Below are 22344 nucleotides of genomic sequence, written 5' to 3'. Positions count from 1 at the left end.
GGCCGACCGCCTTCCTTTTGGCATGATCGTGACCCCGGGGCCACGGAAGGCAGGCAAGAGGGGGAGGTCGGCCCGGTGATTCTCACGGTCACACTGAACACCGCTCTCGACATCACCTATCGCGTGCCGTCCCTGCGGGCGGGAGCCTCCCACCGGGTCTCCGAGGTGCTGGAACGCCCCGGCGGCAAGGGCGTCAACGTGGCCCGGGTGCTGGCCGCGCTCGGCCACGAGGTCACCGTCACTGGTTTCTCGGGCGGCCCCACCGGACGCGTCCTGCGCGACCGCCTCACCGGGGTGCCGCGCCTCACGGACGCCCTGGTCCCGGTCGCCGGCGCCACCCGCCGCACGGTGACCCTCGTCGACGACCGCTCCGGCGTCACCACCCACCTGAACGAGCCCGGCCCGGACATCACCCACGCCGAGTGGTCCGCCTTCCAGGAGGTCTACGAGGACCTGCTGGCGTCCGCCTCGGCGGTGGCCCTGTGCGGCAGCCTGCCCCCGGGCGTCCCGGTCGGCGCGTACGCCAATCTCGTCCGCACCGCCCGCGCGGCCCAGGTCCCGGTGCTGCTCGACACCAGCGGGGCGGCGCTGCGCCGGGGCGTGGCCGCGCGGCCCGACCTCCTCAAGCCCAACGCCGAGGAGCTGGCCGAACTCACCGGCTCCCACGAGCCGTTGCGCGCCACGCAGGACGCCCGCCGCCGGGGCGCCGGCACGGTGGTCGCGTCCCTGGGCGCGGACGGCCTGCTCGCGGTGACCCCGGAGGGCCGCTGGCGCGCGGCCCCGCCGGCCCGCCTGGCCGGCAACCCCACGGGCGCGGGCGACGCGGCCGTCGCGGGCCTGCTGTCCGCCCTGGTGGAACACCGCCCCTGGCCGGACCGCCTGATCCGCGCCACGGCCCTCTCGGCCGCCACGGTCCTCTCCCCGGTCGCCGGGGAGTTCGACACGGCGGTCTACGAACAGCTCCTGACCACGATCACCGTCACGGGCGAGGCCACGGCGGCCTGAGGGGCGTGCTCCCGTCCTGCGGCTGCTACGGCTTCTACGGCTCCGCGAGCCAGAACTGGTCGAGGACGGCGTTGCACTTGTTGCCCTGGGCGCAGGTCAGCTCGATGGTGTTGGTGCCGTCGTTGAGGTTCACGTTGGCCCAGGTTTCCTTCCAGCCCTTCTCCCAGTCGCCCTTGGGAGTGTTGCCGAAGTTCTTCATGTTCAGCGGGCGGCTCTCGGGCTTGCCGTTGACCACGATGGTCGCGTCGGCGTCCTCGCCGGGGATGCCGTACTGGACGTAGAAGCGGTAGCTGCCGGCCTTCACACCGTCGACGGTCCAGGTGACCTTCGCGCCGACCTGGTTGAAGCCGGTGACGTAGACGCCGCCGTCGGCCTTCGCGCCCTTGAACTCCGAGGCAAGGGTCGCGCCGCCGTCCAGGCGGAGGGCCTTCGCGTCGATGGTGGGGAGCTTCACCTCGTCCTTGTCCTTGTCCTCCTCGGAGGAGGACGGGCTCGGCTCGCCGCTGTCCTGGGTGGCGGTCGGCGTGGCTCCCGCCTCGTTGCCGCCCTTGTCGTCGTCGTCACCGCTGATCATGGCGACGCCGATGCCGATCACGACCGCCGCGACCACGGCGATCGCGCCGATGAGCAGCCCCTTGGTGTTGGGGCCGCCGCCGCGCCCGCCGCGGGAGGGCTGGGGGGTGCGCGCGGTGGGCGCGCCCCCGGGCAGCGTCTCGGGGGCGGCGTAGTGCGCGCTGGGCTGGCCGAAGGCGCCCTGCTGGGGCGGTGCCTGCGGGGCGGGCCCCTGCTGGCCGTACTGGCGGGAACCGACCGGCCGCACCCGGTTCACCGAGTTCGGATAGCCGTAACCCCCGGACGGCGGCTGGGCTCCGTTGGCCTGCCCGTCGGCGTACAGATAGCCGAACGGGTCGTCGTCCTCGGGCGTGCTCGCGCCGTTGTTGCCGGGCGTCATCCCCTGTGCTCCTAGCTGCGGATCGGGTGCGTACGTGTGCGGAGATGCCGAGCCTACCCGGTTCCCTTGACCCGAAAGGGTGACCCGGACCGCATCAACTCGCTGACCTGGGCGTCATCCGGCACGTCTGTGCTGTTTGGGACGAGATCGTTTCTCCACGTACATCCGTTCGTCGGCCGACTTCAGCACTTCGTCGGCCGTCATGCCGCAGTGGGCCCACCCGATGCCGAAGCTGGCGCCCACCCGCACGGCCCGTCCCTCGGCCCGGATGGGCTGGATGATCTCGTTGCGCAGCCGCACGGCGAGGTCCTGGGCGTCGGCCCGGCCGAGCCCGTCGGCGAGGATGACGAATTCGTCACCCCCGAGCCGGGCCACGGTGTCGCCGTCGCGCACGCCGTTGCTGAGCCGCCGGGCGACCTCGATGAGGACCGCGTCGCCCGCGTTGTGCCCGAACCGGTCGTTGATCGACTTGAAGCCGTCGAGGTCGCAGAAGAGCACCGCGAGCCCCTTGGTGCCGTCGTCGGCGCCCGCGGCGGGCGCGACCGTGTGCACGTGGTGGTCGAAGCCGTCGTACGCGTCGCTGCCGGGCGGGAAGTCGAAGTCGTGGCCGCGGTCGAAGGCGGGCGGGCCGAAGGCGGCGTCGTGGGAGTCGAAGGACTCGTAGGGCTCCATGGAGTCCACGGCCGCCGGCAGGGCGTGCTGCGGCTGCTGGCTGCACAGCCGGGCGGAGAGCCGGGAGCGCAGCTCGGCGGAGTTCGGCAGGCCGGTGAGCGAGTCGTGGGAGGCGCGGTGGGCGAGCTGGAGCTCGCGGCGCTTGCGCTCCTCGATGTCCTCGACGTGGGTGAGCAGGAAGCGCGGCCCGTCGGCGGCGTCGGCGACGACCGAGTTGCGCAGGGAGACCCACACGTAGGTGCCGTCGCGGCGGCACAGCCGCAGCTCCGCCCGGCCGCCCTCGGCGGAGGTGCGCAGCAGGGTGCCTATGTCCTCGGGGTGGACCAGGTCGGAGAAGGAGTAGCGGCGCATCGCGGAGGCGGGCCGGCCGAGCAGCCGGCACAGGGCGTCGTTGGTGCGCAGGATCCTGCCGTGCTGGTCGCCGCCCATCTCGGCGATGGCCATGCCGGAGGGCGCGTACTCGAAGGCCTGCCGGAAGCTCTCCTCGCTGGCCCGCAGCGCCTGCTGCTCGCGCTCCAGGCGGACCAGGGCGCGCTGCATGTTGGAGCGCAGCCGGGCGTTGCTGATCGCGATGGCGGCCTGGAAGGCGTACATCTGGAGGGCCTCGCGGCCCCAGGCGCCGGGCCGGCGGCCGTTGCGCGGGCGGTCGACGGAGAGCACGCCGATCAGCTCGCCGGAGGTGCCGCCGCCCTGCGGTCCGGGCGCGTACATAGGGGCGAAGAGCCGGTCGGAGGGGTGCCACTCGTCCTCGAAGCGGGGAGCGGGCCCGTCGGTGTACCACTGCGGGACGTCGTCGTCGTCGAGGACCCAGCCCTCGGTGTGCGGTATGAACACCAGGTCGCCCCAGCGCTCGCCCATGGCGAGCCGGCGGTCCCACGAGTCACGGGAGCCGACCCGGCCGGTGATGAGGGCCTCCGCCGCCGCGTTCCCGGACAGGGCGGCGACCACGAGATCGCCGTCCGGGCGTACGAGATTGACGCAGGCCAGCTCGTACCCGAGGGCGCCCACGACGCCGTCGGCGACCGTCTGCAACGTGTCCGCCAGACTGCGCGCCGTGTTCATGTCGGCCATGGCCCGGTGGAGTTGCCGCAGGGATGCCAGACGGACGTAGGGTTCCGACTCGGTCTCCATCCTCGCCCTCCCCCCGAGACCTCACAGCGCATCAAGGGTCATCATCGGCGTATCGTCGCAGCAGCTTCCCCGCCACTGAATCACAGCGCGCTGCTCACCCGGTACACAGGGTCAACAATTCTTGCCCCTTGTGACTCAAGTCACAGCTAAACGTGAACAATTGCGTGGTCTGCGCGCGGTTTCCCGGCCCTTTTCCGCGACACGGATTGTGTGGCGATTGTGCATGAAACGTGCCCGGATCGGCCGCTGGTCCTAGGTCCCGGTTCGGGCCACGGTCCGATGCGGTGCCCGTGAGGCGGAGATTAGCGTTTCGGTGTGCTGAACACTCCCGCCGCCCCGGCCTCGATCACCGTTCCGCCCGCCGCCCGGCATGCTGAGGGGGTGAGCAACGACGAGTTCCGTGCCGCCATGTCCCGTCTGGCCGCCGGCGTGGTCCTGGTGACCGCCGTGGAGCCGCCGCTGGACCCGGACGACCCCGGGGCGCCGGCCGGCGAGGACGTCGGCATGACCGCGACCGCGTTCCTGTCGGTCTCCCTGGACCCGCCGTTGGTGCTGGTCAGCCTGCGCACCGGGTCCCGCATGGACGAACTGCTCGAGGAGCAGCCGCTGTGGGCGGTGTCCGTGCTGTCCGAGAGCCAGCGGCACATCGCGGGCCGCTTCTCGATGAAGGGCCGGGTCAGCGACCGTCTGCTGTTCGCGGACATTCCCTTCCGGCGCGGCGAGTACACCGGGGCGCCCTTGGTCGGCGGCGCGCTGGCGACCCTGGAATGCCGCACGGAACAACGCGTGGAGGCCGGCGACCACACCCTCGTCATCGGCCGCGTGATGACGGCCGCCGTGCCGAGCGCGGAAGGCGGCCCGCTCACCTATTTCCGCGGCCGTTACCGCCAGTTGGGCTGAGCGCCCCCGAAATCCCTTTTACCGCCGCCGTTTCACCCGCCTACCCTCCCCGCATGACGACCGCCAGGGCCCCGCGCCTCGAAAAGATCACTCCGGCGAACCTCGAGGCCGCCCTCGCCCTCCGCGTCCGCCCGGAACAGGAGTACGCCGTCGACCCGGTGGCCCACTCCCTCGCCGAGGCCTACGTCCGCCCCGACAAGGCATGGCCCCGCGTGATCGTCGACGACGGCCGCGTGGTCGGCTTCGTGATGGCGTTCCTCGGCATCGACTGGCGCGACGACGGCACCGACCTCCGCTCCGGCCTGTGGCGCCTGAACATCGCGGCGGACGAACAAGGCAAGGGCTACGGCCGCTTCGCGGTGACGTCGGTCGCGGACGAACTGCGCCGCCGCGGCACGAAGCACCTCCACGTCACCTGGCACCCGGGCCCGCACGGTCCGGAGAACTTCTACCTCACCCTGGGCTTCGAGAAGACGGACGAGAGGGTCAACGAGGAGCACGTAGGAGTCCTGCGCCTGTAGAAACGCCCTGAAGGGGCGCGGGGAACTGCGCGACCAGCCCCCACCGGCCCGCACCTCCAGGGGCGCGGGGAACTGCGCGACCGCCCCCCACCGGCCCGCAGGCACACAACAAGGGCGCAGCCCACCCCCGCCTCACCAGTCCCGCGCGGAGCGCCCCCGCTTGGTCTCCGACCGCCGCTTCTTCTCCCGAAGCCGCCGCTCGTTGATCCCCCGCGGCACCCGCGTAGGCCTCCGCGGCTTCGGCGGAGGCGCCGTCGCCTCCGCCAGCACCGCCGCCAGACGCACCGCCGCCGCCTCCCGGTTCCGCCACTGCGACCGATGCTCGGACGCCCGTACGGTGAGCACCCCGTCGGTCAGCCGCCCGGCGAGCCGCTCCAGGGCCCGCCGCTTCCACACCTCGGGCAGCGACTCGGTCGCGGCGAGGTCGAACCGCAGCTCGACCTGGGTGTCGCTGGTGTTGACGTGCTGCCCGCCCGGCCCGGACGACCGCGAGAAACGCCACATGAGCTCGGCCTCGGGCAGGGAGACGGAGCCGCGTACGACAAGGGGACCGGACATGACATACAGGTTCCCGCGCCCGCACCGCCCACGTCACCCGAATATCCGCGTCGGATCCGTGTCCGACCGGCATCCGGGTAAAGAAAGTAAAGCGACCTGGAACCTGACGGACCCCTCTCGGCGTTCAAGGTGGTAGCTGTAGCTTCGTAGCCGTTACGCAAACGAGGGAAGGGACTCCCAACAATGGCTGTAAGCCTGTCCAAGGGTGGCAACGTCTCGCTCACCAAGGAGGCTCCGGGCCTGACCGCCGTCACCGTGGGCCTCGGCTGGGACGTCCGCACCACCACCGGCACGGACTTCGACCTCGACGCCTCGGCGATCGCGGTCAACACGCAGGGCAAGGTCTACTCGGACGCCCACTTCGTGTTCTTCAACAACAAGCAGACCCCGGACAACACCATCGTCCACACCGGCGACAACCGCACCGGTGCGGGCGAGGGCGACGACGAGGCGATCAACGTCAACCTGGCGGCCCTCCCGGCCGACATCGACAAGATCGTCTTCCCGGTCTCGATCTACGACGCCGAGAACCGCAGCCAGAACTTCGGCCAGGTGCGCAACGCGTACATCCGCATCGTCAACCAGGCCGGCGGCGCCGAGATCGCCCGCTACGACCTGTCGGAGGACGCCGCCACCGAGACCGCGATGGTCTTCGGCGAGCTGTACCGCAACGGCGCGGAGTGGAAGTTCCGCGCGGTCGGCCAGGGCTACGCCTCGGGCCTCGTCGGCATCGCCCAGGACTTCGGCGTGAGCGTCTGACGGACGCACCGCGACCGACCCTGCCGGAGCCCCCGCCCGCGTTTCACCGGGCGGGGGCTCCGCCGCGCCCGCCCGGTGACCCCGCGCTAGGTTGCCTCCGTGTTCCTCGACCCGCTGCGCCTCTCCCCGGACGGCGACCTCCCCGGCCCCGTACTGACCGAGGTCACCGCCCTGTACGCCTCCAACCACGCCTTCCACGCCCTCAGCGGCGACTTCCCGGACCCGTACGACATCCGGCCCGAGCAGGTCGCGGCCGAGCTCGCCCGGGAACTGGCCGACCCGCACACGGAGGTCCTCCTGGCCCGTGACCGGGGCCTGCTCGTCGGCATCGCCGTCACGCTCGCCGTGCACCCCGACCCCGCCGACCCCGACCCGTGGATCGGCCTGCTGATGGTGGACGCGAGCCTGCACGGCCAGGGCCACGGCCGCCGCCTCGCCGGGCTTGTCGAGGACCGTCTGCGCTCGGCCGGCCGTACCGCCGTGCGTCTCGCCGTGCTGGAGGACAACACCCGTGGCCTCGCCTTCTGGACCGCTCTCGGCTACACGGAGATCGCCCGCCGCCGCGACCGTGACCTCGGCCGCCCCTGCCGGGTCCTGCGCAAGCCCCTCACCGCGCCCGAGCAGACCCCGGACCCCGCTTAGGGCCTCTCGTTTGGATCACCCCGGCGTCGCGGGGCCTGGCACGCACATCTGACCCCGCTCGGGTCGGCCGAAGAGGCACCGCGCCTCACGGCCGGCCTGATCCAAACGAAAGGCCCTAGGACGCTGTCGCCGGCCGCCCCTCCCCGTACAGCCACTCCTCCCAGACCCGCGAGAAGTCCTTCCCCGGCACCGTCTTCTCGACGTACGCGGTGAAGTCGTCCGTGCTCGCGTTCCCGTGCCGGTGCTCCGCCGCCCAGCCGCGCAGCAGCCGCGCGAAGGCCTCGTCGCCGGCCGTCCTGCGGACCATGTGGAGGACCATCGCGCCGCGCCAGTACACGGGCGTGGCGGAGATGTGCGCCGCGTCCGGCGGGTCGGCGGGCGGGAAGGACCACAGCGCCGCGTTGGTCCCCGCGTCCGGGAAGTAGGACCCGGCGTACAGGCGGTCGAAGGTGCGCTGCGCGCTGGCGCCGCCGTGGTCCTCCTCGTACAGCCACTGCGCGTACGTGGCGAAGCCCTCGTTGAGCCACATGTCCCGCCAGGTCCGCGGGGTGACGGAGTCGCCGTACCACTGGTGGGCGATCTCGTGGACCAGCAGGGCCGTGTCGGGGGCGCCCGCGAAGACGGGGCGGTTCTGCGTCTCCAGGGCGTACCCGGCGTCCCCGGGACGTTCGACGATCGCGCCCGCGGAGGAGAAGGGGTACGGCCCGAACCGCCGCTCCCCCCACTCCACGACGTCGGGCAGCAGCCGCACCGTCGCGCGGCTCGCGGCCCGCTGCCGCGGGTCGACGGCGGTGAACAGCGGCAGCCCGCCGGCGGTCTTCCCGCGGTGGACGTCGTACCGGCCGATCGCGACCGTCGCCAGGTAGCTCGCCATCGGCTCGGCCGTGTGCCAGCGGTACGTCGTGCGGCCGCCCTTCGTCTCCTCGCCGGCCGGTTCGCCGTTGGAGACCGCCCGCAGCCCCTCGGGCACGGTGACGGAGAGGGTGTAGGACGCCTTGTCGGAGGGGTGGTGGCTGCCCGGGAACCAGGCCATGGATCCCACCGGCTGGCCCAGCGCCAGCGCCCCGTCCGCGGTGCGCAGCCAGCCCTCCTGGGAGCCGTCGGGGTCGGTGACCGTCTCCGGGCGCCCCGAGTAGCGGACGACGACCTGGAAGGGCGCGTCCCGGTCGAGGGCGCGGCGCGGCCGGACGGTCAGCTCCTGGCCCTCGCGGCCGAAGCGGGCGCCGGCGCCGTCGACGGTGACGGCGTCCACGTCGAGGCCCTGGAGGTCGAGGTTCAGGGCGGTGAGGTCCTCGGTGGCGCGGGCGTCGATCGTCGCGGTCCCGGTGAGGCGGCGGTCGGCGGGGTCGTAGGCGAGGGCGAGGTCGTAGTGGGTGACGTCGTAGCCGCCGTTGCCCGCCTTCGGGAAGTACGGGTCGCCCGCGCCGACGTCACCGGCGCCCTCGGCCCCGGAGCCGGGCCCGCACGCGGCGAGCACCACCGCCAGCAGGGCGGCGGCTCCGCGGCTCAGGGGGCGGGGGGTGCGCACGCCGGGATCCTATGGCGGCGGGGGCGCCGGACCGTGACACCATCACCCACGTGCTCGACATCGGTTACGCCCTCTCCAACCGCTTCCCCGATCCCCCTCAGACCGACTACCGCCGCGCGGACGTCCACGCCCTGCGGCACGACCTGTTCTGCGGCGACGTCTATCTCGCCGACACCAAGGCGGACCGGGAGATCTCCACGGCCTGGGGATGGGTGCCGGTGCTCGACTTCGCGTGGGCGCTGTGCGACATCGTGGAGCGCGTCGACCGGGACCCGGCGGGCTCGCGCGCCTCACGGCCGCAGCACGCGGAGCTGGACTTCACCGAGTCCACGGACCGGCTGCTGTTCGAGCGGCGGTTCGGCTGGGTGGACATCGAGGCGGAGTGGCTGCCGGCCGCCGAGCCGCCGCTGACCTTCCCGCACGCCGAACTGCGCCGCGAGGCCCGCGACTTCCTGCACGACCTGCTGGCCGACCTGATCGACCTGCACGACGACCTCGGCGAGAACCCGGCGATCTGGAGCCTCCAGGCCCGCTTTCCCCGCGTGAGCTGACGGCCCCGATACTCGGTGCGGCGCTGTCCGGTCAGGCGGCGTCGATGCGTCCGATCAGTTCCCGGGCCTCCGCGGTGCGGCTGTGGTCCGGGCCGAGGACGGCCAGACAGGCGTCGTGACCGGCCGTCGCCCGGATCCGTGCCTCGTCGCGCCGGCCCAGCCCGAGCAGCGCGGTGGCCACGGCCAGATCGACGGCACCGGCTTCCTGGTGCCGGTGCGGCGCGGCGGAAGCGCGGTGCGACCGCTCGGCCGGCTCCAGCTCGGCGAGGGCCTCCGCATGGCGGGACTGGCCGTTGAGGCTGCGGACCAGGTTGAGCCGCAGGACCAGAACGAACCGCTCCGGCAGGCGCCGGACGGCGGTCAGTGCCTCGCGGGCGAGCGCCTCGGCCTCCGCGTGGCGTCCCAGTGCGTTGAGGGCGAACATCCGGCCGTTGCGGGCGGCCAGCGCCACCATCTCCGCCTCCGGCTCGCGGCTGCCGGCCGCGGCCGACACGACGGCCGCGCACTCCGCCTCGCACTCGGCGTGCCGGCCGAGCGAGGTCAGCGTCTGGGCGCGGTCGGAGCGCGCCTTCAGCGTCTGGAGATGGCCGTCCCCGTAGATCCTGGTGAAGAGCGGCAGCGCCTCGTCGTAGAGGGCGACGGCCTCGGCATGACGCCCCTGCGCGCCGACGGCGAGCGCGGCGACGCCGAGCGCCAGGGGCAGCCACTTGTCGTCGCGTCGCCGGGCGCGGGACGCGGCCACGTCCCGCGCCTCCCGCTCCGCGTCGGCGTAGCGCCCGGCGACGTGCAGGGCGGCTGCCTGAGCCAGCGGGGAGGTGGGCGACGACACGGCGTCGAGACGGCCGCGCGGCCGGAAGATCCTCATGCGCGGAGCATACGGAATTCGCGCTGCTGTTCGACAGCTTTTGGTGCGGACACCCCCCTCACCCCTCCACCCTGATCCCGAGCTCCCCCGCCAGCGCGGGCGCCAGATCAAGCAGCTGGGCCGTGCTGATCACCGCCCCCGACAGCCGGTCCACCCCCCTGGCGATCTCCAGTGACGCGGCGCCCCGCAGGTCCACGTCCTTCAGCGTGGCCCCCGACAGGTCCACGCCCTTCAGCGTGCAGTCGACGAACTCGACGCGCTCCAGGCGGGCCCCGCCGAAGTCCGGCTCCACCAGCACGCAGCCCTCGAAGGCGACGTCCTTGAGCGCGGCCGCGCGCAGGTTCAGGAAGTCGATCTTCCCGCCCCTGATCCGCACCCGTTCCAGCGCCGCCCCGTGCAGTTGGGTCCCGCCGAGGCGCGCGTCGGTCAGCTCGACGTCGCGCAGGGTCGCCCCCGCCAGGTCCGTGCCCACGCCCCGCACCCCGTCGAGCGCCGAGTCCAGCAGCCGCGCCCTCGGCAGCCGCGTCTCGTCCAGCGCGCACCCCCGCAGCGCGCAGTCCATGAAGCGCGCCCCCGCCCCGTCCTGCCCGGCGAGGTCCGCGCCGGCGAACTCCAGCCCGTCGTAGTCCCCGTCCGGCTCCAGTCCGCCTCCCTCGTACCGCTCCAGCGGCGGCAGCCGCAGCATCGGCCGCCTCGCCGCCCGCACACCCGGTCTCCCCGCCGCTCCACGCACCATGCGCCCATGCTGCACCCCGCCACCGACAACCCACCCCGGCCTGCGGAAACACCCCGCGTGTCACATCCCGGCGCGGCCCCACGTCCTGGTTGTGTGCCGCCGGACACCACCTCCGGCGCCCGACCGAGCCCGACCGAGCCCGACCGAGGGAGAAGCCCAGTCATGCACCGCATCACCGTCGTCGGCGGCGGATTCGCCGGACTCACCGCGGCCGTCTCCGCCGCCGAGGCGGGCGCCAAGGTCACCCTGTACGAGGCCCACCACACCCTGGGCGGCCGTGCCCGCACCGCCGACGCCCCGTACCGCACCAACGAGGGCCCGCACGCCCTCTACAACGGCGGACCGCACTGGACCTGGCTGCGCGAACGGGGCCTGCTCGGCCCGCTCGCCCCGCTGCCGCTGCGGGAGGCGGCCCGGCTGCGGCTGCGCCACCGGGGCGCCCTGCGCCGCACCCCGCCGCCCGCGATGCTCAAGCTGCTGCGCCCCGGCCTGCGGGCGCCCGTCGACACCGACTTCCGCACCTGGGCCGGCTCCGTCGCCGGCGCGGAGGGCGCCCGGGCCGCCGCGCACTTCTCGGCCGTCGCGCTGTTCCACCACGACCCCGGCTCCCTGTCCGCCGCGTTCGTGCACGAGCGGCTGCGCCGGGCCACCAAGCTGCCGCCGGAGGCCCACTACCCGCGGGGCGGCTGGGGCGCGCTGATCGACCGGATGGCCGCCCACGCCTGGAACCTGGGCGTGCGGGTCGAGACCCTGTCCCGCGTCGACACCCTGCCCACCGGCGCCCCGGTGGTCGTCGCCACCTCCCTGGAGGCCGCCCGACGCCTCCTCGGCGACCCCTCGCTGACCTGGCCGAGCGGCCGGACCGTCCTGGTCGACCTGGCACTGCGCACCCGGCGCGGCGACCCGTTCGTCGTGTCCGACCTGGACGCGCCCGGCTGGCTGGAGCGGTTCACCGCGCAGGACCGCACCCTCGCCCCGGCCGGCGAGGAGCTGATCCAGGGTCAGATCCCGGTCGGTCCGGGCGCGTCGAAGGCGGAGGGCGCCGCCCGCGCGGACGAGCTGCTGGACCTGGGCTTCCCCGGCTGGCGGGAGCGGCTCACCTGGCGGCGCGAGGCGCTGGCGGACGGCCGTACCGGGGCCGTCGACCCGCCCGGCGCCACCTGGCGCGACCGGCCCGCCGTGGACCGCGGGGACGGGGTCTACCTGGCCGGGGACCGGGTCGCCGCGCCGGGCGTGCTGTCGGAGGTGTCCTTCACCAGCGCCCTGACGGCCGTCTCCCTCGCCCTCGGCCGGGACGCACTTGACCTCAAGCGCGCTTGAGGTCACACGGTGGGTGCGTGGGGCGCACGAGGCGCCCCGCGCACCCGCCCAGGGGGACCACCATGCACGCCGTCCGACTGCACGCCTTCGGCCCCGCCGAGAACCTCACGTACGAGCGGGTCGAGGACCCGGTGCCGGGTCCCGGCCAGGTCCGGGTCGCCGTCCGGGCGGCCGGGGTCCACCTCCTCGACACGGCCCTGCGCGAGGGCCTGCGCGGCCCCGGCCCGGCCCCGGCCGAGCTGCCGACCGTGCCCGGCCGGGAGATCGCCGGGGTGGTCGACGCGCTCGGCCCGGACACCCCCGCCGACTGGCTCGGCAGGCGGGTCGTCGCCCACCTCGGCTTCGTCCCCGGCGGGTACGCCGAACTGGCGGTCACCGACGCCGGACGGCTGCACGAGATCCCGGAGCGCCTGGACTTCGCCGAGGCCGTCGCCATGATCGGCACGGGCCGTACGACGATGGGGATCGTGCGGTTCGCCGAGCCGGGCCCCGGCGACGTGGTCGCCGTCCCGGCCGCGGCGGGCGGCATCGGCAACCTCCTCGTGCAGTACGCCCGGAACGCGGGCGCGACCGTGATCGGCCTCGCCGGCGGCCCCGCGAAGACGGCCCTGGCCGCGCGCGCCGGCGCCGCACCCGCCGTCGACTACACCGCCCCCGACTGGGCCGAGCGGCTCGAGGCGTACCGGGGCAAGGTCACCGTCGTGTACGACGGGGTGGGCGGGGACGTCGCCCGTACCCTGGTCGGCCTGCTCGGGCCGGGCGGGCGGCACCTGGTGTTCGGCTGGTCCTCGCAGGGCATCGCCGGCGACCGCCCGTACCTCGTCGACGGCGTCTCGGTGAGCGTCCTCGGCCCGGAGATGCTGCGCCGGGCCGGCGGCCCCGACCCGATGCGCACGCTGGAGACGCGCGCCCTCGCCGAGGCGGCCGAGGGCCGGCTGACCCCCGCCGTGCAGCGCTTCCCGCTGTCCCGGGCCGCCGACGCCCACCGGGCCCTGGAGAGCCGGGGGACGACCGGCAAGGTCGTCCTGGAGCCGTAGCGGTCATGTCCGGAGCCGTGGCGGCCATGCGGCCCGGGAAACCGGGCGCGCCCCGCCCCCGTACGCCGCTACCGTGCCAGGCGTGATCGACATCCCCGCGGAACTCGCCGAGGCGCAGGTCAAGTTCAACAAGGAGGCCGGGCGGGCCTTCATCGCCGCCCTCCCGGACCTCGCCGAGCGGTTCCTGGACCGCTGGGAGCTGCGCCTCGCCGGGACGCCCATGCACGGCGTCAGCGCCCTGGTCCTCCCCGTCGACCGCGCCGACGGCACCCCGGCGGTGCTCAAGCTCCAGATCCGTGACCACGAGAGCGAGGGCGAGCCGGTCGCCCTGCGCCTGTGGGACGGCGACGGGGCGGTCCGCCTGCTCGACCACGACGAGCCGACCGGCACCATGCTGCTGGAACGCCTCGACTCCTCCCGGATGCTCGCCCACCGGCCGGACGTCCACGAGGGCGTCCTGGTGATCGCCCGCCTCCTCGCCCACCTCCACGCCACCACCGCTCCCCCGGGGATGCGCCGCCTCGGCGACATCGCCGCGTCCATGCTGGAACGCACGCCCGCCGTGCTGGAGCGCGTTCCCGACCCCGAGGCGCGGCGCCTGGTCGCCGACTGCGCGGCCGCCGTGCGCGAGGTCGCGGACCAGCCGGGCGACCGGCTGCTCCACTGGGACCTGCACGACGAGAACGTCCTCGCCGCCGACCGCGCGCCCTGGCTGGCCATCGACCCCAAGCCGCTCGCCGGCGACCCCGGCTTCGACCTGTGGCCCGCCCTCGCCAACAACTTCGACCCCGGCGACGTGCTGTGGCGCTTCGACGCGATGACCGACGTGCTCGGCCTGGACCGCGCGCGGGCCCGGGCGTGGACGTGCGGGCGGGTGCTCCAGAACTGCCTGTGGGAGACCGAGGAGGGCCGCCCGCTCGGCGAGGCCGACCTGGAGATCGCCCGCCGCCTGCGCGGCCGTACGGGGTGACGGGGTGACGGGGTGACGGGGCGACATGAGAAACCCGGGCCGGAGACGGTCCGGCCCGGGGGAGGCGGTGGAGCCCCCTGTCGGATTCGAACCGACGACCTGCTGTTTACAAGACAGCTGCTCTGACCATCTGAGCTAAGGAGGCAGCGCGCGCGGCGCGCGCGAAGCGCGGTCCACTGTACACAGTGCCGGTTTCGCCGAGCCACGCACTTGATTCAGCCGCGCCCCACCTCGTAGGCGAAGGTGTACGGCACCTTCGCCTCGCCGTGCCGGCAGGTGAACCCGCCCGAGCCGCGCAGCCCGGCCAGCTCCCCGGTGCCCGAGCCCTCGGCCACCTCGAACGTGCAGTGCACGGTGCCGTCGCTCTCGAACCGGCCCCGCTCCTGAAGCACGAAGGCGCCGGAGCGGCCGTCGACCCGGCCGGTGACGAGCTCCATCCCGGCGAAGGCTCCGGTGACGGCGGTGTCGTACGCGATGGCGTAGTCGCAGACGGTGGCCTCGGCCTCGATGCCGCCGGAGAAGGCGTTGACGACGGTGGCGTGCGCGAGCCGGGGGAAGGCGTCCTCCGGCGAGACGGGGTTCTCCTTCCAGTCGGCGAAGGTGAAGTGGCCGGTGGTCTCGGTGACGGGCATGGCGGATCCCTTCCAGGGGCGTCGGACGCTGTGCCGCCCACCTTTCCGGCCGTACCTGACACCCTCTGTCAGGTACGGCGGCACGGTCCGACAATGGGCCGCATGCGCGCCGACCGGCTCCTCACCCTGCTCCTGCTGCTGCAGAACCGCGGCCGGATGACCGCGCCCCAACTCGCCGCCGAACTGGAGGTGTCGGTGCGCACCGTCTACCGGGACGTCGAGGCGCTCGGCGCCTCCGGGGTGCCGGTGCGCACCGAGCGGGGACCGCAGGGCGGCTTCCGTCTGGTGGAGGGCTACCGGACGCGGCTCACCGGGCTGACCGACGCGGAGGCCGGTTCGCTCGTCCTCGCGGGGCTGCCGGGGCCGGCCGGGGAGCTGGGGCTCGGGGCGGTCCTGGCGAGCGCCCAGCTCAAGGTGGAGGCCGCCCTGCCGGACGGGCTGGCGGACCAGGCGCGGCGGGTGCGCGAGCGGTTCCACCTGGACGCGCCGGCCTGGTTCCGGGACGCCGACCCGGTACCGCACCTGGCGGTGGTCGCGCGGGCGGTGTGGGAGCGGCGGGTGCTGCGGACCCGGTACGCGCGCTGGCGCGGCGAGGTGCGGCGGGAGGTGCGGCCGCTGGGGCTCGTGCTGAAGGGCGGCATCTGGTACCTGATCGCCCTCGCGGACGACGCGGTGCGCACCTACCGGGTCTCGCGGTTCCGGGAGGTGGAGGAGACCGGCGAGGAGTTCACCCGGCCCGCCGGGTTCGACCTGGCCGCGTACTGGACGGAGACCTCGCGGCGGCTGGAGGCGGCGCTGCGGCAGGACACCGCCCGGCTGCGGCTGTCCCCGCGCGGACGGAAGCTGCTGCCGATGCAGTTCGGGGCGGCGGGCGCGCGGGCGCTGGCGGAGGCGGGTCCGCCGGACGCGGACGGCTGGGTGGAGGTGGAGCTGCCGGTCGAGTCGGAGTCGGTGGCCACCGGCGATCTGCTGCGCCTCGGCGTGGAGGCGGAGGTGCTGGGCCCGCCGGGGCTGCGGCGGGCGGTCGCCGAGGCGGTCGCGGTCCTGGCCGGCCGGTACGCGAACGATCGAAAGTTTCCGCGAAATTCACAGCCCGATACCTGCTGACAAGCAGGTGAACGCCAGGTACCGTCCTGAGCCAGTTCACTCGTGTGGACCACACCACAACGGAACACCCGTCGTGGCACCACCTTCCTACTCGGATCGTCCGGCACGTTCCTGCCGGTAGAAGGGGACCATTCACATGGCCACTGTCACGTTCGACAAGGCGACCCGGATCTACCCGGGTTCGACCAAGCCCGCCGTCGACGCCCTGGACATCGAGATCGCGGACGGCGAGTTCCTCGTCCTGGTCGGCCCGTCCGGCTGCGGCAAGTCCACCTCGCTCCGCATGCTCGCGGGCCTCGAGGACGTCAACGGCGGCGCCATCCGCATCGGCGACCGCGACGTCACGCACCTGCCGCCGAAGGACCGGGACATCGCCATGGTGTTCCAGAACTACGCGCTCTACCCGCACATGACGGTGGCCGACAACATGGGCTTCGCGCTCAAGATCGCCGGCGTCAACAAGGCGGAGATCCGCAAGAAGGTCGAGGAGGCCGCGAAGATCCTCGACCTCACCGAGTACCTCGACCGCAAGCCGAAGGCGCTCTCCGGCGGTCAGCGCCAGCGTGTGGCGATGGGCCGCGCCATCGTGCGTGAGCCGCAGGTGTTCCTCATGGACGAGCCGCTGTCCAACCTGGACGCCAAGCTCCGTGTGTCCACCCGTACGCAGATCGCGTCGCTCCAGCGCCGCCTGGGCATCACCACCGTCTACGTCACCCACGACCAGGTCGAGGCCCTCACCATGGGCGACCGCGTCGCGGTGCTCAAGGACGGTCTGCTCCAGCAGGTCGACACCCCGCGCAACATGTACGACAAGCCCGCGAACCTCTTCGTCGCCGGCTTCATCGGCTCCCCGGCCATGAACCTGGTCGAGGTCCCGGTCACCGACGGCGGTGTGAAGTTCGGCAACTCGGTGGTCCAGGTGCAGCGTGACGCGCTCTCCGCCACCAGCGACAAGACCGTGACCGTGGGCGTCCGCCCCGAGCACTTCGACGTCGCCGGCGCCGACTCCGACCAGGGCGTCGCGGTCACCGTGAACGTCGTGGAGGAGCTGGGCTCCGACGCCTTCGTCTACGGCACCGCGCAGATCGGTGGCGAGGCGAAGGACCTCGTGGTCCGCGTCGGCGGCCGTGAGGTCCCGGAGAAGGGCAGCACGCTGCACGTCGTGCCGCGCTCCGGCGAGACCCACGTGTTCTCCACGTCGACGGGCGCGCGCCTGTCCGACTGAACGCGTTGACGCCGAGGGGCCCCGCAGCGTGCTGCGGGGCCCCTCGCGTGGTCTCGTGCCGTCTCACGTTGTCGACAAATACCCCGGCAATCCCGGCAAATTACCCCAGCTCGTCAACACGCGGCGCGGAAGTCGACGTTCCACGTCCCTCGTAACGGTGACGGAATGTTTCACCTCGGCTACCTGACGCTACCCTCACACGCGTGACGCACTCCATTCACCCTCAGACGCGACGCGGCCGGGGCCCCGCCCGCCGGATCGGCCGCTCCCTCGCCCTCGTCCTGCCCGTCGTCATGGTGCTCTCCGGCACCCTCGCGGTCGCGCGGGTCAACTGGTCGGGGAACCCGCAGAGTCCGGTGCTCACCGCCGCGGACACGTCCGCCGCCGGCGCCTCGTCGCGGAACACCGCCCGTGCCCCGCAGGACGTCCTGCGGGACCAGCTGCTGATGGAACTCCAGAAGAAGGACCCGGGCGCCGCCCTGACCCAGCTCCAGCAGGCGGTGAACGACCGCCCGTCGCTCGCCAAGCACTGCGCCTCCATCGCCCGCTCCCTCGGCAAGGCCGCCGTCCGCGTCTACGGCCCCACCAAGGCCCAGTCCTACGCCCGCCCGGTCTGCGACACGTCGTTCGCCACGGGAGTGGTCGCCGCGAACAGCTGACGCGCCCGCGCATTGCCATAACGGCCGCCCCCGCGCCGGCCCCTGTCACCCTGGCCCGCGACCGGGGCCGCTCAACGGGCGTCGCGCATACCCCCGTTCGGGCACCGGCACCGCACCAGCGACACGCCCCCGCCGCACCCCGCGGCGGCGGGGCCTCACCCGACGGCCACGGTCCTCCGCCGTCGGGCACTCACGAACGTCCGCTGCGCGCCCGCGACACAGCCGCGCAGCGACCACCTGTGTGTGGCGAGCCCGGCACGCCGCTCCGCGCCAACCCCACACCACACACCACACGCCGCCCGGCAACCTGCCGCGCCCACCCTCGCCCCCCGCCGCTCCTTCACCCTGCGGCCCCCGCGTCCGCATGCGCCCTCGCCACGGAAGCGTCCAGGGCGAGCCCGGCACCGCCGCTCCGTGCCGCGCCCACACCACACGCCGCCCGGCAACCTGCCGCGCCCACCCCGCCCCCGCAGGCGACCCAGGCAAGCCCAGCGGGCCGCCGCTCCCCGTCGGCCAGGCCCCGCACCACCCGCCGACCGCCGCCCCTCGCCAGGCGACCCCGACCGCACCACCCGCCCCCGCCGCACCCTCACCCTGCGGCCCCCGCGTCCGCATGCGCCCTCGCCACGGAAGCGTCCGGGGCGACCCCGGCACCGCCGCTCCGTGCCGCGCCCACACCACACGCCGCCCGGCAACCTGCCGCGCCCACCCCGCCCCCGCAGGCGTTCCGAGCGAGCCCAGCGGGCCGCCGCTCCCCGCTGGGCGGACCCGGTCCGCCCCACGCCCGCGGCACCCTGCCGCACTCGCCCTCGCCCCCGCCGCCCGGGGCATCCGGGCCCGCGCCCAGCCACACCGCCCCGGGCGCGAAGGTCCCGAGGCTCAGCCACACCGCCCGGGGATCCGGAGCCAGGCCCGGCCACACCGCCCCGGTCCGCCCGAGGCCGAGCCCCGGCAAACACCCCTCGTGCCCCGGGACCGCCCGCAATTCGCGGCCCCCGGCCGCGTACAGTGCGGGCATGACCGATCCGCGTGCCGTGTCCCGTCCCACGCAAGCCGTAGTCCTGGCCGGCGGCCAGGGATCCCGGCTCCGTCCGTACACCGACGACCGGCCCAAGCCGATGGTCGAGATCCCCGGCACGGGAACCCCGATCATCGGCCACCAGCTGACCTGGCTCGCCGAGGAGGGCGTGACCGACGTCGTCGTCTCCTGCGGCCATCTCGCCGAGGTGCTCCAGAAGTGGCTGGAGAGCACCGACCTGCCCGTCTCCGTCACCACGGTCGTCGAGCCGGAACCCCTCGGCCGCGGTGGCGGACTGAAGTACGCCGCCGCCCGGCTGCCGCACCCGGACCGGCCCTGGTTCGCCACCAACGGCGACATCTGGACCCGCTTCTCGCTGCGCGACATGGCCGACTTCCACGCCGAGCGGGACGCCGTCGCCACCGTCGCGCTGGCCCGTCCGCGCCTGCCGTGGGGCGCCGTCCGCACCGACGGGTTCGGGCTGATCAGCGACTTCATCGAGGCCCCGCCGTCCACCTTCGAGATCAACGCGGGCGTCTACGTCTTCTCCTCCGAGTTCGCCGGGCTGCTCCCGGAGCGCGGTGACCACGAGCGCACCACGTTCCCGCATCTCGCGCGCGAGCGCCGGCTCGCCGGGTTCACGATCCCGCAGGGCTCCTACTGGCGCGCCATCGACACCGCCAAGGACCTCACCGAGGCCGCCAAGGAGCTCGCCTCCCACGGTCGTTGAGACCCACCACAGACAAGGAGACGGGGTCCGTACGCTCTCGCGTACGGACCCCGCCGTCGTCTCCGCCAGGCGTCCGCTACCCCAGCAGGCCGCCCACCAGGCCGGGCCGGTCCGAGGAGCCGCCGTCGTCGCCGCCCGGCGTGCCGCCCCCGCTGCCGCCGGAGCCGCCCGAGGTCGGGCCCGCGGTGGTGCTCGGCGTCCGGTCCTCCGGCGAGGACTCCTGGGCCGGGGCTTGACCGGTGCTGCCCTGGGTCTGGGTGGGCGCCCCGGTGGCGGCGCCCGCGCCCTGGGTGGCGCCGGGGGTGCCGTCGGCCCCGGCGGAGGGGCTCGCCGAACGGGAGGCGGACTCCTTGGGCGAGTCGGAGGCGGACGGCGTCCCCTTCTCCCCCTTGTCCTTCCGCTCGCCGGACTCCTCCGGCAGCGGCGATCCGGGCAGGTTGTTGCGCGGCGCCTCGCCGGGGCCGGGCACGACCACCCGGTCCGCGTCCCGGACGGCCCCGCCGAGCAGCGCCCCCACCAGCATGCTGAACCCGCACACCACGAACGTGACGAGCGCCCCGCGGCGCAGCACGTAGCGGCGCAGGTCCCAGATGTCCGCGCGCGGCCCGAGCCGCCGCCAGGCCCGGCCGGCGAGGCTGCCGTCGACGGAGTAGACGGGCGCGCCCGCGATGATCAGCGGCGACCAGGCGGCGAGGTAGATGATGTCGGGCGTCTCGTAGACGGGGACGCTCTTCCAGCTGACGCTGACCAGCAGCGCCGCCGACAGCAGCGCCCCGATGCCGGCGGCCACCCGCTGCCAGCAGCCGAGGACGGTGAGGACACCGACGACGACCTGAGCGAAGGCGACGGCGAGCCCGGTGCCGACGGGGTGGGCGAGCGCGAACTGCCGCAGCGGCTCGGCGACGTCCCACGGGTGCAGGCTGTGCAGCCACGTGACCATGGACCCGCGCGGCCCGCCGTCGAAGTACAGCGGGTCGCACAGCTTGCTCATGCCGGCGTAGACGGAGATCCCGCCGAGGAAGACGCGCAGCGGGAGCAGCACCACGCCCAGGTTCATCCGGCGCCCGGGGTAGTACGCGTGGCGCGCCGGGTCGTCCCCGTGCCGCCGGGCGCGCCGGCCGCCGCCCTCGTGCCGCGCCTCGATCTCGTACTCGGGCTCGTACTCCGACTCGTACGCGCCGTCGTACCCGGGCCCGGTCTCGTCGAGGGCCGCCGGGTCGTCCTCGTCGTAGGCGCTGCCGACCGTGCGCATCGGGGGCAGCAGCGGTCCGTCGGAGTGGCCGCGCTGGGCGCCGACGAACGGGCTCTCCAGCGGCTGGGTGTCGTCGTCGTACCCGCCGTACCCGCCGCCGCCCGGGTGCGGGACGACCCGGGTGGCCCCGGAGTCGGCGAGCGACTCGTCGGCGTGGTGCAGGCCCTGGTGGCGTACGGCCTGGAGGAGGCGGTGGGCGCCGGTGTCGTCCGGGGCGGACCTGCCGCTCCACACGACGGGGCGGCGGCGCGGCGCGGCCGGTCCCGCGCCCACGGTGGTGACGACGGGGATCCGCGCGGTGTCCGCGGCCCCGCTCAGATGCCGTGCGATCCGCGGCGACTGGACGCGCCGCGCCGAGCCGCCCAGCTGCACGCGGAAGCTGGCGTGGTTGACGATGACCTGCGCCGGATCGCTCGGCACCTTCACCATGCTCAGCGCGGGAGCGTCGTCGAGTCCCGACGAGCGGGCCCCCGTGGGAGTGCGGGGTGGTGTTCTGGTGTCCACACTCATCTAACCGAGTGACACGGCGTTAGGACACTGCCTTGACCGGCCAGATGTGTCCGGACCGCGTCAAGCCGGTCCGGACCGTCCGGAATCCACCAAGTGGGTGACGTGCCCGCACATGTGTTCAGGCGCGGCGGCGTGCCGCCTCGTACAGCACGATGCCCGCCGCCACACCGGCGTTGAGCGACTCCGCGCCGCCCGGCATCGGGATCCGCACCCGCACGTCACAGGTCTCGCCGACCAGCCGGGACAGCCCTTTGCCCTCGCTGCCGACGACGATGACGACCGGCCCGTCCAGTGCCGCCACATCGCCCAGCTCGGCCTCCCCGTCGGCGGCCAGACCGACCACGACGACGCCCGCCTTCTTGTACGCCTCCAGCGCCCGCGTCAGGTTGGTGGCCCGGGCGACGGGCGTACGGGCGGCCGTGCCGGCCGACGTCTTCCAGGCACCGGCGGTCATCCCCGCCGCGCGCCGCTCGGGCACGACCACGCCGTGCCCGCCGAACGCGGAGACGGACCGGACGACCGCGCCGAGGTTGCGCGGGTCGGTGACCCCGTCGAGGGCGACGATCAGCGGGTCCTGGCCCTCGTCGTGCGCGGCGGCGACCAGGTCCTCGGGGTGCGCGTACTCGTACGGCGGGACCTGGAGGACCAGGCCCTGGTGGTTGAGGCCGTTGGTCATGCGGTCCAGCTCGGGGCGGGGCGCCTCCATGAGGTTGATGCCGCCGCGCTCGGCCGCGAGCTGGAGCGCCTCGCGCACCCGCTCGTCGTTGTCGATGAACTGCTGGACGTACAGCGTGGAGGCGGGCACGCCCTCGCGCAGCGCCTCGACGACCGGGTTGCGGCCGACGACCAGCTCGGAGGCCGACCGGCCGCCGCGCCGCTGCGTGGTGCGGCCCTGGGCGCGGCGCGCCTTCGCCTGGGCGGCGCGCTGCTTGGCGTGCCCCTTGCGCATCTCGGCGGGCGGGGTCGGGCCCTTGCCTTCCAGGCCCCGGCGCCGCTGGCCGCCACTGCCGACCTGCGCGCCCTTCTTGCCGGACATGCGGCGGTTGTTCGCGGCCATGAGGTAT

Annotated in this window: 22 protein-coding genes and 1 tRNA gene; 13 read left to right on the top strand and 10 right to left on the bottom strand. The window is 74.1% G+C overall.

Annotation, left to right across the window (positions count from 1 at the left end; genetic code table 11):
• Positions 1 to 75 precede the first annotated feature (75 nt).
• Positions 76 to 1005: a 1-phosphofructokinase family hexose kinase gene (locus tag ACFOSY_RS00685; RefSeq protein ID WP_394304769.1), complete on the top strand. Its 930-nt coding sequence runs from the start codon at positions 76 to 78 to the stop codon at positions 1003 to 1005.
• 34 nt (positions 1006 to 1039) lie between these two features.
• Here the strand turns inward: ACFOSY_RS00685 and ACFOSY_RS00680 are convergent, their stop codons facing one another.
• Entirely contained in the window at positions 1040 to 1957 is a 918-nt protein-coding gene (locus ACFOSY_RS00680) for a carbohydrate-binding protein (protein ID WP_394304768.1), read from the bottom strand.
• A 114-nt stretch (positions 1958 to 2071) separates the two neighbouring features.
• Positions 2072 to 3760: a diguanylate cyclase CdgB gene (cdgB, locus tag ACFOSY_RS00675; protein ID WP_394304767.1), complete on the bottom strand. Its 1689-nt coding sequence runs from the start codon at positions 3758 to 3760 to the stop codon at positions 2072 to 2074.
• Positions 3761 to 4075: 315 nt separating this feature from the next.
• Between cdgB and ACFOSY_RS00670 the strand changes: the two genes are divergently transcribed.
• On the top strand, positions 4076 to 4660 hold the full coding sequence (locus ACFOSY_RS00670) for a flavin reductase family protein (protein ID WP_394304766.1): 585 nt from the start codon (positions 4076 to 4078) through the stop codon (positions 4658 to 4660).
• A gap of 53 nt (positions 4661 to 4713) precedes the next feature.
• Positions 4714 to 5181, top strand: coding sequence for a GNAT family N-acetyltransferase (locus ACFOSY_RS00665; RefSeq protein ID WP_394304765.1), 468 nt, complete (start codon positions 4714 to 4716; stop codon positions 5179 to 5181).
• Positions 5182 to 5313: 132 nt separating this feature from the next.
• Here the strand turns inward: ACFOSY_RS00665 and arfB are convergent, their stop codons facing one another.
• Positions 5314 to 5739 (bottom strand): alternative ribosome rescue aminoacyl-tRNA hydrolase ArfB, encoded by a 426-nt coding sequence (gene arfB, locus ACFOSY_RS00660; protein WP_394304764.1) that lies wholly within the window; start codon positions 5737 to 5739, stop codon positions 5314 to 5316.
• Between the two features lie 183 nt (positions 5740 to 5922).
• Here arfB and ACFOSY_RS00655 point away from each other — a divergent pair, with 183 nt between their 5' ends.
• Positions 5923 to 6498, top strand: a complete 576-nt coding sequence (locus tag ACFOSY_RS00655) for a TerD family protein (protein ID WP_394304763.1) — start codon at positions 5923 to 5925, stop codon at positions 6496 to 6498.
• A 99-nt stretch (positions 6499 to 6597) separates the two neighbouring features.
• Positions 6598 to 7140: a GNAT family N-acetyltransferase gene (locus ACFOSY_RS00650; RefSeq protein WP_394304762.1), complete on the top strand. Its 543-nt coding sequence runs from the start codon at positions 6598 to 6600 to the stop codon at positions 7138 to 7140.
• Between the two features lie 115 nt (positions 7141 to 7255).
• On the opposite strand, the gene ACFOSY_RS00645 is transcribed toward ACFOSY_RS00650, so the two are convergent.
• Positions 7256 to 8668, bottom strand: coding sequence for a M1 family metallopeptidase (locus tag ACFOSY_RS00645; RefSeq protein WP_394304761.1), 1413 nt, complete (start codon positions 8666 to 8668; stop codon positions 7256 to 7258).
• A 50-nt stretch (positions 8669 to 8718) separates the two neighbouring features.
• Here ACFOSY_RS00645 and ACFOSY_RS00640 point away from each other — a divergent pair, with 50 nt between their 5' ends.
• Positions 8719 to 9219, top strand: a complete 501-nt coding sequence (locus ACFOSY_RS00640) for a hypothetical protein (protein ID WP_394304760.1) — start codon at positions 8719 to 8721, stop codon at positions 9217 to 9219.
• 31 nt (positions 9220 to 9250) lie between these two features.
• Here the strand turns inward: ACFOSY_RS00640 and ACFOSY_RS00635 are convergent, their stop codons facing one another.
• Together ACFOSY_RS00635 and ACFOSY_RS00630 are read right to left on the bottom strand one after the other, a co-directional pair.
• The gene (locus ACFOSY_RS00635; RefSeq protein WP_394304759.1) at positions 9251 to 10084 is read right to left on the bottom strand and encodes a tetratricopeptide repeat protein; all 834 of its coding nucleotides are present in this window, start codon (positions 10082 to 10084) and stop codon (positions 9251 to 9253) included.
• Between the two features lie 58 nt (positions 10085 to 10142).
• On the bottom strand, positions 10143 to 10820 hold the full coding sequence (locus tag ACFOSY_RS00630) for a pentapeptide repeat-containing protein (protein WP_394304758.1): 678 nt from the start codon (positions 10818 to 10820) through the stop codon (positions 10143 to 10145).
• A 162-nt stretch (positions 10821 to 10982) separates the two neighbouring features.
• On the opposite strand from ACFOSY_RS00630, the gene ACFOSY_RS00625 reads away from it, so the two are divergent.
• The 3 genes from ACFOSY_RS00625 (at position 10983) to ACFOSY_RS00615 (ending at position 14147) form a co-directional block, all read left to right on the top strand.
• Positions 10983 to 12140, top strand: a complete 1158-nt coding sequence (locus ACFOSY_RS00625; RefSeq protein WP_394304757.1) for an NAD(P)-binding protein — start codon at positions 10983 to 10985, stop codon at positions 12138 to 12140.
• A 62-nt stretch (positions 12141 to 12202) separates the two neighbouring features.
• Positions 12203 to 13177 (top strand): zinc-binding dehydrogenase, encoded by a 975-nt coding sequence (locus ACFOSY_RS00620; protein ID WP_394304756.1) that lies wholly within the window; start codon positions 12203 to 12205, stop codon positions 13175 to 13177.
• A gap of 73 nt (positions 13178 to 13250) precedes the next feature.
• Positions 13251 to 14147 carry an aminoglycoside phosphotransferase family protein gene (locus ACFOSY_RS00615; RefSeq protein ID WP_394304755.1) on the top strand — a complete coding sequence of 299 codons (897 nt, stop codon included), beginning with the start codon at positions 13251 to 13253 and terminating at the stop codon, positions 14145 to 14147.
• Between the two features lie 68 nt (positions 14148 to 14215).
• On the opposite strand, the gene ACFOSY_RS00610 is transcribed toward ACFOSY_RS00615, so the two are convergent.
• Positions 14216 to 14292: transfer RNA gene (locus ACFOSY_RS00610), tRNA-Thr, on the bottom strand.
• A gap of 70 nt (positions 14293 to 14362) precedes the next feature.
• Positions 14363 to 14779 carry a DUF3224 domain-containing protein gene (locus tag ACFOSY_RS00605; protein WP_394304754.1) on the bottom strand — a complete coding sequence of 139 codons (417 nt, stop codon included), beginning with the start codon at positions 14777 to 14779 and terminating at the stop codon, positions 14363 to 14365.
• Between the two features lie 102 nt (positions 14780 to 14881).
• Between ACFOSY_RS00605 and ACFOSY_RS00600 the strand changes: the two genes are divergently transcribed.
• The 4 genes from ACFOSY_RS00600 (at position 14882) to ACFOSY_RS00585 (ending at position 19518) form a co-directional block, all read left to right on the top strand.
• Positions 14882 to 15886: a helix-turn-helix transcriptional regulator gene (locus tag ACFOSY_RS00600; protein ID WP_394304753.1), complete on the top strand. Its 1005-nt coding sequence runs from the start codon at positions 14882 to 14884 to the stop codon at positions 15884 to 15886.
• 136 nt (positions 15887 to 16022) lie between these two features.
• Positions 16023 to 17111 carry an ABC transporter ATP-binding protein gene (locus ACFOSY_RS00595; RefSeq protein ID WP_163088166.1) on the top strand — a complete coding sequence of 363 codons (1089 nt, stop codon included), beginning with the start codon at positions 16023 to 16025 and terminating at the stop codon, positions 17109 to 17111.
• A gap of 203 nt (positions 17112 to 17314) precedes the next feature.
• On the top strand, positions 17315 to 17770 hold the full coding sequence (locus ACFOSY_RS00590; protein ID WP_394304752.1) for a hypothetical protein: 456 nt from the start codon (positions 17315 to 17317) through the stop codon (positions 17768 to 17770).
• Positions 17771 to 18786: 1016 nt separating this feature from the next.
• Positions 18787 to 19518, top strand: coding sequence for a nucleotidyltransferase family protein (locus tag ACFOSY_RS00585; RefSeq protein ID WP_394304751.1), 732 nt, complete (start codon positions 18787 to 18789; stop codon positions 19516 to 19518).
• A gap of 76 nt (positions 19519 to 19594) precedes the next feature.
• Here ACFOSY_RS00585 and ACFOSY_RS00580 read toward each other — a convergent pair whose 3' ends face one another.
• Together ACFOSY_RS00580 and rlmB are read right to left on the bottom strand one after the other, a co-directional pair.
• Positions 19595 to 21199 (bottom strand): DoxX family membrane protein, encoded by a 1605-nt coding sequence (locus ACFOSY_RS00580; protein ID WP_394304892.1) that lies wholly within the window; start codon positions 21197 to 21199, stop codon positions 19595 to 19597.
• 199 nt (positions 21200 to 21398) lie between these two features.
• Positions 21399 to 22337, bottom strand: a complete 939-nt coding sequence (gene rlmB / locus ACFOSY_RS00575) for a 23S rRNA (guanosine(2251)-2'-O)-methyltransferase RlmB (RefSeq protein ID WP_394304750.1) — start codon at positions 22335 to 22337, stop codon at positions 21399 to 21401.
• Between the last annotated feature and the right edge of the window lie 7 nt (positions 22338 to 22344).

Origin of the sequence: Streptomyces lusitanus, from assembly GCF_042647945.1 — a bacterium.
In the GTDB taxonomy this organism is placed as follows: Bacteria; Actinomycetota; Actinomycetes; order Streptomycetales; family Streptomycetaceae; genus Streptomyces; species Streptomyces pseudogriseolus.
This window is presented reverse-complemented; position numbering and strand designations above follow the sequence as displayed.